The organism is Bacillus sp. FSL W7-1354, assembly GCF_038002405.1.
Taxonomy (GTDB): Bacteria; Bacillota; Bacilli; order Bacillales; family Bacillaceae; genus Bacillus; species Bacillus paralicheniformis.
Window position 1 is genome coordinate 3,375,001 of the sequence record NZ_JBBOCL010000001.1, and the last position, 17,500, is coordinate 3,392,500.

General features: G+C 46.1%; 19 protein-coding genes, 1 tRNA gene, 1 other RNA gene and 1 other annotated feature (2 of these 22 running past the window's edge). Of the genes, 13 read left to right on the forward strand and 8 right to left on the reverse strand.

What is annotated here, in order from left to right; genetic code table 11:
- The 5 genes from guaB to serS all read left to right on the forward strand — a co-directional run.
- A protein-coding gene (gene guaB / locus MKZ04_RS17070) for an IMP dehydrogenase (RefSeq protein WP_095293104.1) crosses the window boundary here: on the forward strand, nucleotides 1-947 show its 3' portion. The gene continues 520 nt to the left of window position 1, outside the view; the window shows 947 of its 1,467 coding nt (coding positions 521-1,467); its start codon lies off the left edge, out of view; its stop codon occupies nucleotides 945-947.
- Nucleotides 948-1,131: 184 nt separating this feature from the next.
- Nucleotides 1,132-2,427: a D-alanyl-D-alanine carboxypeptidase gene (gene dacA, locus MKZ04_RS17075; protein ID WP_031305058.1), complete on the forward strand. Its 1,296-nt coding sequence runs from the start codon at nucleotides 1,132-1,134 to the stop codon at nucleotides 2,425-2,427.
- Nucleotides 2,428-2,613: 186 nt separating this feature from the next.
- Nucleotides 2,614-3,498 carry a pyridoxal 5'-phosphate synthase lyase subunit PdxS gene (pdxS, locus tag MKZ04_RS17080; RefSeq protein WP_020449771.1) on the forward strand — a complete coding sequence of 295 codons (885 nt, stop codon included), beginning with the start codon at nucleotides 2,614-2,616 and terminating at the stop codon, nucleotides 3,496-3,498.
- 21 nt (nucleotides 3,499-3,519) lie between these two features.
- Nucleotides 3,520-4,110 (forward strand): pyridoxal 5'-phosphate synthase glutaminase subunit PdxT, encoded by a 591-nt coding sequence (gene pdxT / locus MKZ04_RS17085; protein WP_025810896.1) that lies wholly within the window; start codon nucleotides 3,520-3,522, stop codon nucleotides 4,108-4,110.
- Between the two features lie 51 nt (nucleotides 4,111-4,161).
- Nucleotides 4,162-4,381: a binding site (T-box leader), on the forward strand.
- A 57-nt stretch (nucleotides 4,382-4,438) separates the two neighbouring features.
- On the forward strand, nucleotides 4,439-5,716 hold the full coding sequence (gene serS / locus MKZ04_RS17090; RefSeq protein ID WP_026579009.1) for a serine--tRNA ligase: 1,278 nt from the start codon (nucleotides 4,439-4,441) through the stop codon (nucleotides 5,714-5,716).
- 29 nt (nucleotides 5,717-5,745) lie between these two features.
- Here the strand turns inward: serS and MKZ04_RS17095 are convergent, their stop codons facing one another.
- The 4 genes from MKZ04_RS17095 to MKZ04_RS17110 form a co-directional block, all read right to left on the reverse strand.
- On the reverse strand, nucleotides 5,746-6,876 hold the full coding sequence (locus tag MKZ04_RS17095) for a glycerate kinase (protein ID WP_026579010.1): 1,131 nt from the start codon (nucleotides 6,874-6,876) through the stop codon (nucleotides 5,746-5,748).
- A gap of 15 nt (nucleotides 6,877-6,891) precedes the next feature.
- Nucleotides 6,892-8,160, reverse strand: a complete 1,269-nt coding sequence (locus MKZ04_RS17100; protein ID WP_026579011.1) for a GntP family permease — start codon at nucleotides 8,158-8,160, stop codon at nucleotides 6,892-6,894.
- Nucleotides 8,161-8,249: 89 nt separating this feature from the next.
- Nucleotides 8,250-9,368 carry a CdaR family transcriptional regulator gene (locus MKZ04_RS17105; protein WP_035337531.1) on the reverse strand — a complete coding sequence of 373 codons (1,119 nt, stop codon included), beginning with the start codon at nucleotides 9,366-9,368 and terminating at the stop codon, nucleotides 8,250-8,252.
- 29 nt (nucleotides 9,369-9,397) lie between these two features.
- On the reverse strand, nucleotides 9,398-9,820 hold the full coding sequence (locus tag MKZ04_RS17110; protein ID WP_026579012.1) for an SMI1/KNR4 family protein: 423 nt from the start codon (nucleotides 9,818-9,820) through the stop codon (nucleotides 9,398-9,400).
- 129 nt (nucleotides 9,821-9,949) lie between these two features.
- On the opposite strand from MKZ04_RS17110, the gene MKZ04_RS17115 reads away from it, so the two are divergent.
- A tRNA-Ser gene (locus MKZ04_RS17115) sits at nucleotides 9,950-10,042 on the forward strand.
- Between the two features lie 140 nt (nucleotides 10,043-10,182).
- Here the strand turns inward: MKZ04_RS17115 and MKZ04_RS17120 are convergent.
- The 4 genes from MKZ04_RS17120 to MKZ04_RS17135 all read right to left on the reverse strand — a co-directional run bounded on the left by MKZ04_RS17120 (nucleotide 10,183) and on the right by MKZ04_RS17135 (nucleotide 13,434).
- Nucleotides 10,183-10,824, reverse strand: a complete 642-nt coding sequence (locus MKZ04_RS17120) for a deoxynucleoside kinase (protein ID WP_020449778.1) — start codon at nucleotides 10,822-10,824, stop codon at nucleotides 10,183-10,185.
- On the reverse strand, nucleotides 10,821-11,444 hold the full coding sequence (locus MKZ04_RS17125; protein WP_026579013.1) for a deoxynucleoside kinase: 624 nt from the start codon (nucleotides 11,442-11,444) through the stop codon (nucleotides 10,821-10,823). Before MKZ04_RS17125 ends, MKZ04_RS17120 begins: the two co-directional genes overlap by 4 nt.
- Before the next feature lie 85 nt (nucleotides 11,445-11,529).
- Nucleotides 11,530-12,849: a glycoside hydrolase family 18 protein gene (locus MKZ04_RS17130; RefSeq protein ID WP_031305057.1), complete on the reverse strand. Its 1,320-nt coding sequence runs from the start codon at nucleotides 12,847-12,849 to the stop codon at nucleotides 11,530-11,532.
- Nucleotides 12,850-12,885: 36 nt separating this feature from the next.
- Nucleotides 12,886-13,434, reverse strand: a complete 549-nt coding sequence (locus MKZ04_RS17135; RefSeq protein WP_023856411.1) for a cysteine hydrolase family protein — start codon at nucleotides 13,432-13,434, stop codon at nucleotides 12,886-12,888.
- Nucleotides 13,435-13,516: 82 nt separating this feature from the next.
- On the opposite strand from MKZ04_RS17135, the gene tadA reads away from it, so the two are divergent.
- From tadA to MKZ04_RS17170, 7 genes are all read left to right on the forward strand, one after another.
- Nucleotides 13,517-13,999, forward strand: coding sequence for a tRNA adenosine(34) deaminase TadA (gene tadA, locus MKZ04_RS17140; protein WP_145654501.1), 483 nt, complete (start codon nucleotides 13,517-13,519; stop codon nucleotides 13,997-13,999).
- Between the two features lie 90 nt (nucleotides 14,000-14,089).
- Nucleotides 14,090-14,355: signal recognition particle sRNA large type (ffs, locus tag MKZ04_RS17145), an RNA gene on the forward strand.
- A 129-nt stretch (nucleotides 14,356-14,484) separates the two neighbouring features.
- Entirely contained in the window at nucleotides 14,485-16,185 is a 1,701-nt protein-coding gene (dnaX, locus tag MKZ04_RS17150; RefSeq protein WP_095293096.1) for a DNA polymerase III subunit gamma/tau, read from the forward strand.
- A gap of 26 nt (nucleotides 16,186-16,211) precedes the next feature.
- Nucleotides 16,212-16,535 carry a YbaB/EbfC family nucleoid-associated protein gene (locus tag MKZ04_RS17155; RefSeq protein WP_095293094.1) on the forward strand — a complete coding sequence of 108 codons (324 nt, stop codon included), beginning with the start codon at nucleotides 16,212-16,214 and terminating at the stop codon, nucleotides 16,533-16,535.
- 13 nt (nucleotides 16,536-16,548) lie between these two features.
- Nucleotides 16,549-17,145, forward strand: coding sequence for a recombination protein RecR (gene recR, locus MKZ04_RS17160; protein ID WP_003178140.1), 597 nt, complete (start codon nucleotides 16,549-16,551; stop codon nucleotides 17,143-17,145).
- A gap of 20 nt (nucleotides 17,146-17,165) precedes the next feature.
- A complete protein-coding gene (locus MKZ04_RS17165) occupies nucleotides 17,166-17,390 on the forward strand; it encodes a YaaL family protein (RefSeq protein ID WP_023856407.1) in 225 nt (74 codons plus the stop codon).
- A 64-nt stretch (nucleotides 17,391-17,454) separates the two neighbouring features.
- A protein-coding gene (locus MKZ04_RS17170) for a pro-sigmaK processing inhibitor BofA family protein (protein WP_025810906.1) crosses the window boundary here: on the forward strand, nucleotides 17,455-17,500 show its 5' end (the start). The gene runs 221 nt beyond the window's last position; the window shows 46 of its 267 coding nt (coding positions 1-46); its start codon is at nucleotides 17,455-17,457; the stop codon falls past the right edge of the window.

Below are 17,500 nucleotides of genomic sequence, written 5' to 3' on the forward strand. Positions count from 1 at the left end.
CGGAAAAAATTCTTCAAAAATACAAGATCGAAAAACTCCCTCTTTTAGATGATCAAGGTGTTTTAAAAGGGCTTATTACGATTAAAGACATTGAAAAAGTAATCGAATTCCCGAATTCAGCGAAAGATGTTCACGGCCGCCTATTGGTTGGAGCAGCGGTTGGTGTAACAGGCGACACAATGACACGCGTCAGAAAGCTTGTGGAAGCCAATGTCGATGTGATCGTCGTTGATACCGCGCACGGCCATTCACAAGGTGTCTTGGATACCGTTAAGAAAATCCGCGACACTTATCCTGAATTAAATATCATTGCCGGCAACGTCGCAACTGCCGAAGGAACAAAAGCGCTTATCGAAGCCGGAGCAAATGTAGTTAAAGTCGGTATCGGACCGGGTTCTATTTGTACAACCCGCGTAGTGGCCGGTGTCGGTGTTCCGCAAGTGACAGCGATTTACGATTGTGCGACTGAAGCAAGAAAACACGGTGCGGCGATTATTGCAGACGGCGGCATCAAGTTTTCCGGAGATATCGTCAAAGCCTTGGCTGCCGGCGGACATGCCGTCATGCTTGGAAGCCTTCTTGCCGGAACATCCGAAAGCCCAGGCGAGACTGAAATCTACCAAGGCAGACGCTTTAAAGTTTATCGCGGTATGGGTTCAGTGGCGGCAATGGAAAAAGGAAGCAAAGACCGCTACTTCCAAGAGGAAAACAAAAAATTCGTTCCGGAAGGCATTGAGGGCCGTACGCCTTATAAAGGTCCGGTTGCTGACACAGTTTATCAGCTTGTCGGCGGTTTGAAATCCGGCATGGGGTACTGCGGAACAAAAGATTTGCACGCACTGAGGGAAGATGCGCAGTTCATCCGCATGACAGGCGCAGGCCTGCGGGAAAGCCATCCTCACGATGTACAAATTACCAAAGAATCGCCTAACTATACCATTTCCTAATCAAATATGACAAAAATTAAACCGTAGACAGAGTAATACTCTGTCTATTTTTTTTTGCTTCCTTATGATAAAATTTATAATGTTGTGTTTGAAAAATGTCTTAAAAGGCTTTGATATAGATTATTAGTCTGATGAAAAGCGGAGGTATCACGATTTGAAAAGCAAGAGAATAAAGCAGCTGATCATGTTGATCGTTGCTTTTGCCGTGACTGTAGGTGCATTTTCTCCTATGTCGACAGCAAAAGCCGCAAATGATCCAATTAATGTAGACGCGAAAGCAGCAATCTTGGTGGAAGCTTCATCGGGGAAAATTTTGTACAGCAAAAATGCCGATCAGCGTCTTCCTGTTGCCAGCATGGCCAAAATGATGACGGAGTATCTTCTGTTGGAAGCGATTCACGAAGGCAAAGTGAAATGGGATCAGAAGTACACGCCTGACGATTATGTATACGAGATTTCCCAAGATCGTTCATTATCGAATGTTCCTCTTCGTAAAGACGGATCATACACTGTAAAAGAGCTTTATCAGGCGACTGCAATTTACTCTGCAAACGCGGCGGCTATTGCACTTTCTGAAATCGTTGCCGGTTCTGAATCAAAGTTCGTAGAGTTAATGAATAAAAAAGCCAAAGAGCTTGGAATGAAAGATTTCAAATTTGTGAATGCTACAGGTTTGGAAAACAAGGATCTTCACGGCAAACATCCGAGCGGAACAAATGCCAATGAAGAAAATGAAGTATCTGCGAGAGACATGGCGCTCCTTGCCGATCATTTAGTAAGCGATTATCCTGAAATCCTCGATACGGCGAGCATTGCCAAAACGAAGTTCAGAAAAGGCACAGACGATGAAATGGACATGCCGAACTGGAACTTTATGCTGAAAGGCCTAGTTCAGGAATATAAAGGTGTGGACGGGCTGAAAACCGGCTCAACGGACTCTGCTGGATCATGCTTTACAGCTACTGCCGAAAGAAACGGCATGAGAGTGATTTCCGTCGTTATGAATGCGAAAGGCGACCTTCATACGGGACGATTTAAAGAAACGAAAAAAATGCTTGATTATGCATTTGATAACTTCACGATGAAAGAGTTTTACGCAAAAGGCGCACAAGTGAAAGGCAACGAAACGGTCACAGTCGACAAAGGGAAAGAAACTGAAGTCGGCGTCGTAACGGAAAAAGCCTTTTCAATGCCTGTGAAGAACGGTGAAGAAAAGAATTACAAGGCGAAAGTGACGCTGAACAAAGACGAGCTGACCGCACCTGTTAAAAAAGGTGAGAAAGTCGGTACCTTGACGGCCTCCTATAAGGGAGAAGAAAAGGACTACGGATTTCTCGGCAGCGATGTATCAGGTGTAAACCTCGTGACAAAAGAAGATGATGAGAAAGCAAACTGGTTTATTTTAACGATGAGAAGCATCGGCGGCTTTTTTGCCGGTATTTGGAACAGCATTGTTGAAATGGTAACCGGCTGGTTTTAATCAATAAAGGGCTCTATCTGATAGGGCTCTTTATTGTCATATTCAGATAGAATTACCATTTACAATCCTAACAATTTGTTATTAAAATAGAAATAATCTTCGTGTTTTTCATATGATTTTGTGGAATTATAGGATACAATAGGATTAAATCTGACAATTCAATCTTTGATTAGGGGGATCCTTGAAATGGCTCAAACAGGTACTGATCGCGTAAAACGCGGTATGGCAGAAATGCAGAAAGGCGGCGTCATTATGGACGTTGTCAATGCCGAACAAGCAAAAATCGCAGAAGAAGCAGGAGCCGTCGCAGTCATGGCGCTGGAGCGCGTTCCGGCTGATATCCGTGCGGCAGGCGGAGTTGCCCGCATGGCAGATCCGACAATTGTCGAAGAAGTGATGAACGCTGTTTCAATCCCGGTTATGGCGAAAGCCCGCATCGGGCATATCGTTGAAGCGCGTGTTCTTGAAGCGCTCGGCGTTGACTATATTGATGAAAGTGAAGTTTTGACTCCTGCGGATGAAGAATTTCATTTAAATAAAAACGAATTTACCGTTCCATTTGTATGCGGATGCCGCGACCTCGGAGAAGCGACGCGCCGGATCGCAGAAGGAGCTTCAATGCTTCGTACGAAAGGCGAACCTGGTACGGGCAATATTGTGGAAGCTGTCCGCCATATGAGAAAGGTGAATGCTCAAGTGCGCAAAGTAGTCGGCATGAGCGATGACGAACTGATGACAGAAGCGAAAAACCTCGGCGCTCCGTATGAGCTGTTGAAGGAAATTAAAGCCGAAGGACGCCTTCCTGTTGTAAACTTTGCTGCCGGCGGTGTGGCAACACCTGCTGATGCTGCTTTAATGATGCAGCTTGGCGCTGACGGCGTATTCGTAGGGTCCGGTATTTTTAAATCCGACAACCCTGCTAAATTCGCGAAAGCAATCGTTGAAGCGACGACGCATTACACGGATTACAAACTGATTGCCGAGCTTTCAAAAGAGCTTGGAACTGCGATGAAAGGGATTGAAATCTCAAATCTGCTGCCAGAACAGCGTATGCAAGAGCGCGGCTGGTAAACACGAAGGAGACGGATTGACATGCTGACAATTGGTGTACTTGGACTTCAGGGAGCAGTAAGAGAACATATTCGCTCAATTGAAGCATGCGGAGCAGCCGGAAAAGTCATTAAGTGGCCGGAAGAGTTAAAGGAAATCGACGGTTTGATTTTGCCGGGAGGGGAAAGCACGACGATGAGGCGCCTCATCGATACGTATCAGTTTATGAAGCCCCTTCAGGAGTTTGCCGCATCCGGAAAGCCGGTATTTGGAACTTGTGCTGGGCTGATTATCCTGGCGAAGAATATCGCCGGAGCGAATGATGCCCATCTTGGTGTTCTGGATGTAACCGTCGAACGAAATTCCTTTGGAAGACAAGTGGACAGCTTTGAAGCGGATTTAACCGTTAAAGGACTTGACGAACCGTTTACAGGCGTATTTATCCGCGCTCCGCACATTTTGGAAGCGGGCGCAGATGTGGAAGTGCTTTCGGAGCACAACGGTAGAATCGTCGCTGCCAAACAAGGAAATCTGCTCGGCTGTTCTTTCCACCCTGAACTGACGGATGACCATAGAATGACGAAATTATTTGTCGAGATGGCGGAAAAGCATAAACAGGAAGCCGTCGTATAAAACGGTTGAAAGCTGTTAAAACTTGTAGTACATTTATAAGACAATATAGATCGAAAAGCGTTGATAGGAAGCAGTAGGAAGCCTCTCTTTCCAAGAGAGCCGATGGTTGGTGCGAATCGGCGAAAGATGCTGTCCGAATCCATCCTTGAGCGAAATGCTGAACAGTCAAAGTAGGCATTTACGGGAGAACCGTTATCAAAATGAAGCGGAAAACAGGAGGAAGACGCCTGTTTTCAATCAGGGTGGCAACGCGAGAGCTCTCGTCCCTTATATTTAGGGGACAAGGGCTCTTTTTTTCGGTCAAATCAGTATAAAAGGAGCGAGGCAGATGCTTGATATCAAACTGCTGCGGGCAAATTTGGAAGAAATCAAACAAAAGCTTGCCCACAGGGGAGAAGATTTATCAGATTTTGATCAATTTGAGGAATTGGATACAAAGAGAAGAGAATTGATCGTCAAAGTGGAAGAGCTGAAAGGAAAGCGCAATGAGGTATCTCAGCAGGTTGCCGCTTTAAAGCGCGAGAAAAAAGATGCGGACCACCTCATTAAAGAAATGCGCGAAGTCGGAGAAGACATTAAAAAGCTTGATGAAGAGCTGAGAACGGTCGAATCTTCACTTGATAAAATCATGCTGTCTATCCCGAATATCCCCCATGAGTCTGTTCCGGTCGGAGAGACTGAAGACGACAACGTGGAAGTTCGCAAATGGGGCGAACTCCCCGGATTTTCATTTGAGCCGAAGCCTCATTGGGATATTGCCGATCAGTTGGATATTCTTGATTTTGAGCGGGCAGGCAAGGTTACGGGAAGCCGTTTCGTTTTCTATAAAGGGCTAGGCGCCAGACTTGAACGGGCATTGTATAACTTTATGCTTGATCTTCACGTAGACGAGTACGGCTATACGGAAGTCATCCCGCCGTACATGGTGAACCGCGCAAGCATGACAGGCACCGGACAGCTGCCGAAATTTGAGGAAGATGCCTTTAAAATCAGGGAAGAAGATTATTTCTTAATTCCGACGGCAGAAGTGCCAATTACGAACCTGCATCGCGATGAAATTTTGTCAGCTGACGAGTTGCCGATCAATTATGCGGCGTTCAGTGCGTGCTTCCGTTCAGAAGCAGGCTCAGCTGGCCGTGATACGCGCGGTTTGATTCGCCAGCACCAATTTAACAAGGTTGAACTGGTGAAATTCGTGAAGCCTGAGGATTCATATGAAGAGCTTGAAAAGCTGACAAATCAAGCGGAGAAAGTTCTTCAGCTGCTTGAGCTTCCTTATCGTGTGATGAGCATGTGTACGGGCGATCTAGGATTTACCGCTGCGAAAAAATACGATATCGAAGTATGGATTCCAAGCCAAAACACATATCGTGAAATTTCATCTTGCAGTAACTTCGAAGCTTTCCAGGCGAGACGGGCGAATATCAGATTCAGAAGGGAAGCAAAAGGAAAGCCTGAGCATGTCCATACCTTAAACGGCTCCGGCTTGGCTGTCGGCAGAACGGTTGCCGCATTATTGGAAAATTACCAGCAGGAGGACGGGAGCGTCATCATTCCTAAAGCGCTTCGTCCATACATGGGGAACAGAGATGTTATTCAACCATAAAAAGTGCGCGCCAAGAGGCGCGCTTTTTTTTATGCGAGAGACCAGACGGCGGCTACATTTCGGGCACAGCGGGTAAGATTTGAACTTCCATCGGCAAGGGCGTTTTCCAAGGAGCTGATCCCTGGCACAATCGAAAAGAGAGCGGAAATGCCGATATCATAAACAAGCTCGCAGCCTTCACCGAGCGATCCGGCAAATGCAATAACGGGAATATTCTCGCTGCGGGCGCGTTTTGCGACGCCGGCCGGCGTTTTTCCGCTGACTGTTTGGCCGTCTATTTTTCCCTCGCCCGTAATGACAAGATCGGCTCCTTTAATACGTTCGGAAAAAGACAAAGTATCTAAAACAATGTCAACTCCGCTTTTTAATTCCGCTTTTAAAAAGGCACAGAGGCCTGCTCCTAATCCTCCGGCCGCTCCTGCTCCCGGAATTGAATCGATTTCGCACCCCAGCTCTGCTTTGACTGCAGCAGCATAATGTTTTAAGTTTTGGTCCAAAAGAGCAGTCATTTCACTGTTCGCCCCTTTTTGCGGCCCAAATACGGCGGAGGCTCCGCGAGGTCCCGTAAGAGGATTATCGACATCACAGGCGGCTTCAAAGTGGATATGCTTTAACTGAGGATTGAGGCCGCTCACATCGATCTTGGCAATCTCAGCTAATGCACCGCCCCCATTTTCAATCTCTTCTCCATTGCGGTTTAGAAACTTCACACCCAGTGCTGCAGCCATTCCCGCTCCGCCGTCATTTGTCGCACTTCCGCCGAGTCCGATAATGATGTTGGACACCCCTTTTTCCGCAGCGTTGAGAATCAGTTCTCCGGTTCCTCTCGTTGTCGTTAACAGGGGATTCCGCTGTTCAGGGGGCACGAGGTGAAGGCCTGACGCTTCAGCCATTTCGATGACAGCTGTTTTTCCGTTGCCAAGCAGGCCGTAAGCCGCCTTTACCGGCTTCCCGAGAGGGCCTGTGACCGTTTGCTGTACGATATCTCCTCCGGTGGCGTCAACCAGAGCTTGAACGGTTCCTTCGCCTCCATCGGCAACCGGAATGTTGACGTATTCGGCGTCAGGCAGAACCGCTTTAAAGCCTTTTTCAATGCTTTTAGCAGCTTCAAGCGATGTCATGCTTTCTTTAAATGAATCAGGTGCGATTACGATTTTCATGGTACCTGCTCCTTTTTAAATAAAGAATTGAAAAATTCCAAAAATCAAAGTTGAGATAATGGTTAGGATTAAGCCGATGACTGACTCATATGGAATCAGCTTTAACCGTTCTTTCATGGCCATGAAGACGCTGCCTCCCGTCGTATGAAAAAAGCTTCCGTGAGGCAGGTGATCGAGCACCGTTGCTCCGGCGTGAATCATTGCCGCACCTGCGAGGCCGGCGACGCCAAGATCAAGCAATGTCGGGCCGAATACGCTGCTGGCGACAGCTGTGCCGGCGGTTGTTGAGGCGGTTGCCATCGACATCAGCATGCCGGAAATGGGAGCTAAGAGAAACGACGGCAGACCCAAGCCGACAAGGGTGTCGGTAATGAAAGAATTGAGTTGGGAGTTGGCGATGATTCCCGCAAGCGTTCCAGTCCCGATCAGCATCACGGCAACACCTGACATCTTCGACAATCCTGAAGCGGCAAAATCCTTCAGTTTGCCCGCTTGTCCCGATGCAATCGCAGTGACGAGGCCTCCCGCCGGCAAAGCGATAATTGGATCAATCGTAATTCCTGCCGCGGGCCTTAAGGCGAGCAACAGGATGGAGACCATCGGACCGCTGATCGCCGCCCAAAATGCCGGCAGTTGTTGAGCCGTTTGGGTTTCAATCTCATTTGCAGCTACTCCTGTTCCTTTATTTGAAAGGCGTTTTGCTAGTAAATAAGTGGCGCCCAGTCCAAATATAGCGGGGATGATCCCGGCGGCCATCACGGATGTCAAAGGGATGTGAAAGGCATCTGAAGCAGCAATGGCATTAGGGTTTGGCGACATAATATTGCCCGCTTTTCCTCCGCCGATCATCGCCAACAGAATGGCCGCTTTGCTGATAAAGGTCCGCCTCGCAATCGCAAGGGCGATCGGTGCGACTGTGATGACGGCGACATCGACGAATACGCCGACCGTTGTTAAGATGGCTGTCGCCAATGTTAAAGCAAGCAGCGCTCTTTTTTCTCCAATTTTATTGACAATGGTTTCTGCAATCACCGCTGCGGAGCCGGATTGAATCAGAACGCCGGCGAGCACCCCTGCTGCCAAGATGCGGAGTACAGCAGGAATCATGTTTTTAGCACCCGCTATCATCAAATCCGTCGTCTCTATTAAATCTGCGCCGCCGATTAAGCCTCCGGCCAATGCGCCGATCATCATGCCGTAAGCCGGCGGGACTTTTTTCAGAATGAGAAAGATTGATATGGCTAATGCGCATAAGGCGCCTATTGCATTGATTTGAATATCCATCTGCATACCCTCCCTTACGTCCCATTGTAAACGCTTTCTGTACAAGGGAGAATTGGTCAGGTATACGGATTTCGTTCCTTTATCCTATATTAAAATTGTTCATTTGCACAAAATGGTGAAAAAAGCGTAATGGCTGTATACAGTTTGAATAGGTCGTCAAATCGTTTTGGATTGCATCCTGTCGCTATTTCAACCTTTCTCAGCCGGTAGTTTAATGTATTGCGGTGAATAAAGAGTCTTGATGAAGTTTCCCCAATTTCGCCATTTTCTTCTATATAGCAGAGGAGGGTATGGATTAATTCGCCCTTTTGATCTGCTTGGGAAAGGCGGTCCCAGATGTTTTGAAAATGAATCTCCTGATCCGGACGCTCTATTTTTGATAACAGAACGGGGATCGCAAACTCTCGATAATCGTATAAACTAGAGCTGTTTTTAGCAATCTTGAGCGTTTGTTTTGCACTTTGATAGGAGAATGGCAGCTGCTCAAGCTGATCCGCCTGCTCGCCAAGCGCGCCTCTGACCGTTTTCCATTGGCTGAGCCAGCCGTTCCAAGATGAAAAGAGATCAGCCCTGCTTTTAGCGGGAGCGCCTGCCAGAATAACTGTGATCTCTTTTAAAGAAATATTGGCGTACAAATCTTTCGCGGTTAAATGTTTTTCAAGTTTTTTAATAAATGCCGGCTTCATATCAGCGGATGGCAGCTCAAACACAAGACAAGTACGCTGGCCGTCTAGCGGTATATTCAATCGCTCCGCACGTTCAAGGAAGTCAAGGGATGCTAGGTCGGCCCCCTGAATCATTTGGATGACCGTTTCTTCCCGGAGCCTTTGATCCCATGTCAGCTGTTTTGTTAAAAATGCCTGTTCGACAGTCAGCTCTGCTGCCATTTTAACAAGTTCACCATATCGGCTGACTTCAGAAGGCGGCCCCGTGATTCCAATAACGCCGATTATTTCATCATGAAATACGATGGGAAGGTTTACGCCGGGCTTTGTTCCCGTTAAAGCCGAGCATTCTTCAGGCGTGATGCTGATAACCCTTTCAGCTGCAAGTGCGTCCTTCGCTCCGGCGTGTTCATCACCAATTCTCGAGCGGTCTCCTGAGGCGATGATAACCCCGTTTTCATCCATCATATTAATGTTGTGCCGAATAATCGACATGGTCCTGTCGACAATTTCCTCCGCCAATTCTTTTGATAGATAATTCATTTCATCATGCTCCTGCCTAAGATCTTGTTTTAAATGGTGATTGTTCCGTCGATCCAGCCTTTTATGAAAGGTTTTAAAGAAGATGCGGCCCATATTCGGCTGTCGTCTATATGATTCCAAACATAAATATCATTTTTCCGTATAGAGCCGTTAAAAATCGAATAAGCAAATAAATCGCCATTGCCCGCACCTGCTATAAATAACAGACAATCGAACGGCTTAAAAAAGTCGGTGCTTCTCATGTCTAGATTCTCTTCTATCATTCTGTATGCAGGCCAAATGAGATGATCCCCGAATGTATCATTAATGCCGTCTGTCGTTTTTAAAAGGCTGACCAGTTCATCTGGAAAAGAGACGCCGAGGAGTTCTTCTGCTTTCTGAAGCTCCTCTGTTTCAATAGGTCTGTTCAGCGTGTAATCTTGAGGTAAACGTTCTATAAAATGTTTCCACAATGCTATCACCCTTTGCGTTTATCATTATTTTTGCATATAATGAGAAGCGTGAACAATAAAATAAATTTTTTATGAAAAAATCTCTTGACTTAAAAAGATAGGACATGTTATATTAATTCTTGTCGATACGGAGGAATACCCAAGTCTGGCTGAAGGGATCGGTCTTGAAAACCGACAGGGGTGTCAAAGCCCGCGGGGGTTCGAATCCCTCTTCCTCCGCCATTATTGATTTGCATTTTAGTGATTGACTAAGCATAAATTGGAGATTGTGTTGCCGCTGCCTGGATAGGGCAGCGGTTTTTTTTTATATGCACAAGCAAAAAAAGAGCGGCTCTTCATGGGAATCCGCTCTTTTTGCTTGTTTATCTTTGAATAGCTTCACTGATTTTTTCAATGATTGGATCGAGGGAGGCAGAGTTGTTGAACAGATCGTATTCATCAATATTGACTCTGACAACCGGACAGGCGTTAAAGCCGCTGATCCAGTTTTCGTACCTTGTGTACATTTCTTCCCAATACGATCTGTCGGTTAACATTTCCATTTCTCGTCCGCGTTTTTTGATGCGGTCGAGAATCGATTCCAAATCGCCCTCCAAATAGACTAAAACGTCGGGGCGGGGGAAGTAAGGCGTCATGACCATCGCTTCAAACAGGCTTGTATACGTCTTATAATCGACTTTTGACATTGTGCCTTTATCGGCGTGCATTTTGGCGAAAATGCCTGTATCTTCATAAATTGAACGGTCTTGAACAAATCCGCCGCCCGATTCGTAAATGTATTTTTGCTCTTTGAAGCGTTCCGCTAAGAAGAAAATTTGCAGGTGAAAGCTCCAGCGTTCAAAGTCTTGGTAAAAAGCCTCCAAATAAGGGTTGTTCACAACCTCTTCAAGGGAAGTTTTAAATCCGAGTCTTTTTGCAAGCTCTTTTGTCAATGTGGATTTCCCCACTCCTACCGTTCCGGCAACAGTAATGATAGCATCTTTCGGAATAGCATATACACTCATTCTATATACTCCTTTACTTGATCGGCAATTCGATTGAAAACGGCTTCGGAGATCACGAAGTCTTCCTGATCTCCGTTAATTTCAATAACGGGTATTGGCGGATCGGATTCTTTAAATTGCTTAATGGCAGCCTCATAATCATTGATGAGCTGTTCCAGATATTGCTTGTCCATTTCCTGTTCAAACGGCCGTCCGCGTTTTTTGATCCGTTCCAATAACGTCGGAAGGCTTGCTTTTATGTAAATGATGACGTTTGGTTTTGGCAGATCTTCTGTAAGCAGATGATAAATTTTTCTGTATTTCTCAAGTTTTTTGCCTTCCAGCGTCCGTTCAGCAAAAATGAGGTTTTTATAAATATGATAGTCCGAAACAACGGGTATGTGGTGATGCAAATACTTCTTTTCGGTATCTTCAAGCTGCTTATAGCGATTGCAGAGGAAAAACATCTCAAGCTGAAAGCTCCATTCATCTTTGTCATCATAAAATTTATCAAGAAAAGGGTTTTCTTCGACGATTTCTTTAACCAAAGAGAGTGAGAGCTTTTCGGAGAGCATGCTGGCCAAGGTTGTTTTTCCCGCGCCGATGGGGCCTTCGACAGCGATGAAAGGGGCTGTGTTCATAGGTGTCCTCCTACTAAAGAAATTCATTTGTGAACCATACATATTGTATCACATCATCATCTTCTGCCATGAAAAAAACGTTCCTTTAACTTGGGAACGTTTCTTTCACAACATTAAATTGATCGGCTATCAAGAGCCAGTTTTGCGGGAAGGACAGGCCGAGCTTCCAATAGCTGATTCCCCTTAAATTCAATTCCCTAATCAGATCAAACTTTGCCTGAATCGAGCGGGCGTCTTCAAACCATACCTCATGCTGTTTGCCGGCATTGTCCGTATAGCGGAAGAAAGGAGCCTGGGCTGTTTCATCGTACTGTATCGCCGCATTGTTTTCACTCGCGATTGCAATTGCCCGCTGGGGACTGATTGCTCTGGCCAGCTGCCCGCCTGGCGTATAGGGGAGCGTCCAGTCATAACCGTACAAGTTCTGGCCCATGACGATTTTGCTGGCGGGCATTTCCGTGAGTGCGTATTCGATCACATCCCGTACGGGTCCGATCGGCGATACCGCCATCGGCGGCCCTCCGCTGTAGCCCCACTCATATGTCATCAGTACGACAAAATCGACAATCTCTCCGTGAGCCCGGTAATCATGGGCCTCATACCATTGTCCGGGCTGATCCGCTCTCGTTTTCGGCGCAAGCGCGGTTGAGATGAACCAGCCTTCCTGTTTGAAGCGGGCCCGTGCATCCCGTAAAAATTGATTATAGGCTTCTCTGTCTTCAGGCCTTAAGTATTCAAAATCAAAGTGGATGTCTTTAAAACCGTATCTTCTGGCGGCTGCAACAATGTTATCAAGCAATCTGTTTTTTACATTCTGGTCCGTCAAAATGATTCTGCCGAGTTCGTCGCTGAAAGCTTCATTTTCGAGATTGGTGACGATCATCATCATCGTAGTCCGGTGTCTGTCTGCAATTTCTTTTAAGTTGTTCAGCGGCGGTTCTTCGAGTGTGCCGTCCCGCTTTGCCTGGAAGCTGAAAGCACCCAAATAGGTCAAGTATGGCGAAGCCTCTCTTGCCGCCTGCTGCAGAGCGGGGCTGACGCTTTCTCCCCGCGGTTCGATATAAGCGTTTGTTTCAATGTTCCGTTTTGGCCGAGGGGGGATATAAAGCAGCAGCCCGACAGGCAAAATAGCGCTAACCTGAATGCGGTTGATCCTTGCCAGTTCAGCCGGAGAAATATTAAAGCGGGCTCCGATTGATGCTAATGTATCTCCTTGTCTGACCTCATAAAACTCGCCGGCGATCGGTATCACGATAGTTTGTCCGACAACAAGCCGATTCGGGTTCGGAATTTCATTCGTCGCGACAATTTCATTAACTGTTGTTCGGTAGCGATTCGCGATTTGATAAAGGGAATCGCCTCTTTTCACGACATAAATCTGAATGGGAAACGCCTCCTTTCTCATTGCTACCACTATATGAAGAAAGGAAGTGTTTCATGCTCAAGTTTCGGCGGTGATCTCTTTTGCCGTCGTAATATTGGCGAACAGAACATTTTCCATCATCGTCAACGCATATTTGTTGTCTTTTTCATTATTTGAGGCAATGCAATCGCGCGGAATCGTGATATCGTACTCCCTCATATAAGCGTCGTTTGCCGTAAATAACACGCAAATATTGCCTGCGATTCCCGTAATAATCAAATGGTCGACATGAAGTTCATTCAGCAATGTTTCAAGGGCGGTGCCGTAAAAAGCTGAGTGCTTTGGTTTGATTAAGAAATAATCGTTGTTATTCGGTGCGAGTCGGTCGATGATATATTCGCTTCTGTCGTTTTTGCATTTCTTGATAATGGCAGCAATATCCGCTTGCCAAATTCCAAAATGGTCATTAATGTATATGATAGGCCATTTCTTTTTGGCTGCGTGTTCTTTTAATGCCAGAAGATGCTCGGTCATGTTTCTGGTCTTTTTGGAAAGAACGTCACCCATATCGAATTGAAAATCATTAATGATGTCGACTATAATGAGAGCTGAATTGGACAATGCGATTGTCTCCTTTCAGATTGCATATTCCTTTAACTATAAGTTAGCCTATTCTGTCGGGTGAAAAACATTGAAAGAGTGCATGCGGATGACACAAGACGAGTTTTATATGAAAGAAGCGATCAATGAAGCGAGAAAAGCTGAAGAAAAAGGCGAAGTGCCGATTGGCGCCGTACTGGTTCTGGATGGCGAAATTATTGCCCGCGCCCATAATTTGCGGGAAACCGAGCAAAGATCGGTTGCCCACGCAGAGATGCTCGTTATTGAAGAGGCATGCCGGAAGCTGGGAACCTGGCGGCTGGAGAGATCTGTTCTTTACGTTACCCTTGAGCCATGTCCGATGTGCGCCGGAGCGGCCGTTCTCTCCAGAATCGACAAAGTGGTGTTCGGAGCGTCTGATCCGAAAGGCGGCTGTGCGGGGACTTTGATGAATCTCCTGCAGGAAGAGAGATTCAATCATCAGGCTGAAGTCGTAAGCGGCGTAATGGAAGAAGAATGCGGCAGGATGCTAAGCGATTTTTTCAGAAAGCTCCGCGCAAAAAAGAAAGTGGAAAAGAAAAGGGAGCTGTGATGACGGAAATTTGCAATTTAGGGTGAAACAAGTTATACTAATGAGTGCGTCACATGAAGACGCAGCTTAAATAATTTGATATTTATTTTGCCGTGCTAAGCGGGGAGGTAGCGGTGCCCTGTACTCGCAATCCGCTCTAGCGAGGCCGAATCCCTTTCTCGAGGTTCGTTTACTTTAAGGTCTGCCTTAAGCAAGTGGTGTTGACGCTTGGGTCCTGCGCAATGGGAATCCATGAACCATGTCAGGTCCGGAAGGAAGCAGCATTAAGTGGAACCTTCCATGTGCCGCAGGGTTGCCTGGGCTGAGCTAACTGCTTAAGTAACGCTTAGGGTAGCGAATCGACAGAAGGTGCACGGTAAATCAATCATCAAATTAAGAACTCATCTATTTTAATATAGATGAGTTTTTTTCTTAAGAAGAGCTTTTGGATTTGAAAGCTGCTTCATGTATAATGGAAATGATGAAAACAAGAGGAGGGCGTGTTTGTGAGTTACCAGGCTTTATATAGAGTGTTCAGGCCGCAGTTGTTTGAAGATGTAGTCGGTCAGGAGCACATCACGAAAACGTTGCAAAATGCCCTTTTACAAAAGAAATTTTCGCACGCTTATCTGTTTTCCGGACCGAGGGGAACGGGAAAAACAAGCGCCGCAAAACTGTTTGCCAAAGCTGTCAACTGTGAGCACGCTCCGGTCAGTGAACCGTGCAATGAATGCTCCGCGTGCAAAGGCATTACAAACGGTTCGATTTCAGATGTAATTGAAATTGACGCCGCTTCTAACAACGGTGTAGATGAAATACGTGACATCCGCGACAAGGTGAAATTTGCCCCGTCTGCCGTCACGTATAAAGTATATATCATAGATGAAGTACATATGCTTTCTATCGGCGCATTCAACGCCCTTCTAAAAACGCTTGAGGAGCCGCCGGAACATTGTATCTTTATTCTCGCAACAACAGAGCCTCATAAAATTCCTTTAACGATTATTTCTAGATGTCAGCGATTTGATTTTAAGAGGATTACCTCACAGGCAATTGTCGGACGAATGGGAAAAATCGTCGAAGCTGAACAGTTCAAGGTGCAGGATGGCGCCTTAGACATCATCGCCAGTGCCGCCGACGGCGGCATGAGGGATGCGCTGAGCCTGCTCGATCAGGCTGTATCATTCAGCGGAGATGAGCTGACGGTGGATGATGCGCTGCTGATAACAGGGGCTGTGTCACAGCACTATATTGGAAAGCTCGCCTCAACCCTCCACGAAAAAAATGTTTCCGGTGCTTTGGAAACATTGAACGAACTGCTTCAGCAGGGAAAAGACCCGGCAAAATTAATCGAGGATATGATTTTCTACTTTAGGGATATGCTTCTTTATCAAACGGCGCCTGATTTAGAAGGCGTTCTTGAAAAGGTGAAGGTGGACGAAGAGTTCCAAGCTCTATCCCGGCAAATTCCTGCACCAGACCTTTACGAAATGATCGATATATTAAATAAAAGCCATCAGGAAATGAAATGGACGAACCATCCGCGTATCTTCTTTGAAGTTGCAGTTGTGAAGCTCTGCCAGGGACCAAAAGCAGGGGCATCCGCGGCCGCCCAGCCGGAAGTGGATAATCTCGTCAACAAGGTTCGGCAGCTTGAGCAGGAGATTGAGAAGCTTAAAACACAAGGTGTACAGGTTTCTTCAGCTCCCGCCCAGCCTAAAGAAACGTCCCGTCCGCAAAAAAGCGTGAAAAGCGCATATAAAGCGCCTGTCGGCCGTATTCATGAAATATTAAAAGATGCTACAAGACCGGACCTCGAAAAATTGAAGAGCTGCTGGGGACAATTGCTTGCCCAGCTTAAACAGCAGAATAAAGTATCGCATGCTGCCCTTTTAAATGACAGCGAGCCGGTCGCTGCATCTTCAAAAGCATTTGTCCTCGCATTCAAATACGAAATTCACTGTAAAATGGTAGCTGAAGACAATAATGGAGTCAGGACAAATCTGGAGCAAATTTTGGATGGAATGCTCGGCGGAAGGATAGATATAGTTGGCGTTCCCGAAGCCCAATGGGGTAAAATAAGAGAAGAATTTCTGCAGGATCATCAGCCGGAAGATTCTGAAGCAAATGAACCGAAAGAAGAAGATCCGCTCGTATCAGAAGCTAAAAAACTGTTCGGAGCGGAACTGATTGAAATTAAAGAATAAAAACATGAAAGAGAGTGGATTTGAGTATGCGCGGTGGAATGGGTAACATGCAGAAAATGATGAAGCAAATGCAAAAAATGCAAAAGGATATGCAAAAGGCACAGGAGGAACTGGCAGAAAAAGTACTCGAAGGTACTGCGGGCGGCGGAATGGTGACTGTTAAGGTAAACGGCCAAAAAGAAGTCATCGACGTCATCATCAAAGAGGAAGTCATAGACCCTGAAGATGTTGAAATGCTTCAAGATCTTGTCCTTGCAGCGACAAACGATGCTTTGAAAAAAGTCGACGATGTAACAAATGAAACGATGGGTAAGTTTACAAAAGGAATGAACATGCCGGGTTTATTCTAGGAGGAAAATAAGAATGCAGTATCCTGAACCAATATCAAAGCTGATTGACAGCTTTATGAAATTGCCAGGAATCGGACCCAAGACGGCGGTCCGTCTGGCTTTTTTTGTTCTTAGTATGAAAGAAGACGTCGTGTTAGATTTTGCAAAAGCATTGGTAAACGCAAAGCGCAATTTGACATATTGCTCGGTTTGCGGACATATAACAGATCAAGATCCTTGCTATATTTGTGAAGATACGAGAAGAGACAAATCGGTCATATGTGTTGTTCAGGATCCGAAAGATGTCATTGCTATGGAGAAAATGAAGGAATACAACGGGCTGTACCATGTTTTGCATGGAGCGATTTCTCCGATGGACGGCATCGGTCCGGAAGATATTAAAATACCCGAATTGCTGAAACGGTTGCAGGATGATCAAGTGACAGAAGTCATTCTCGCGACAAACCCGAATATAGAAGGAGAAGCAACGGCCATGTACATTTCAAGGCTTTTAAAGCCGTCTGGTATCAAGCTGTCACGAATTGCCCATGGACTTCCGGTCGGAGGCGATTTGGAGTATGCAGATGAAGTCACTCTTTCTAAAGCGCTTGAAGGCAGACGTGAAATGTAGAGGGAGGAGATTGCATTACCATGGGTTTTCTTCGGAAAAAGAAGCTTAGAAAAGAATTTGATAACAAGCTGATTGAACAGCTGATCCATCAAAAGGAAGAATGGAACAGGCAAAAGCGGCTGATTGAAAACAGTCTTGAGCCTTCGCCAGAAGTTCTTTACGAATTAAAGGTTGCCGAGTCAAAGTACTTTTTTTATTTGCGGGAAGCAAAAAAAAGAAATATAAGGATCGGCAGCTGGAAGTAGCAGGTCTATTCGCATGATTCCCATCATATGCTTGTACAAGAACGAGTGAGGAGTGATGGAATTCATGGGATCTGTTATCTTTATCGGGGCAATTGTCGCTTTGGTTGCCC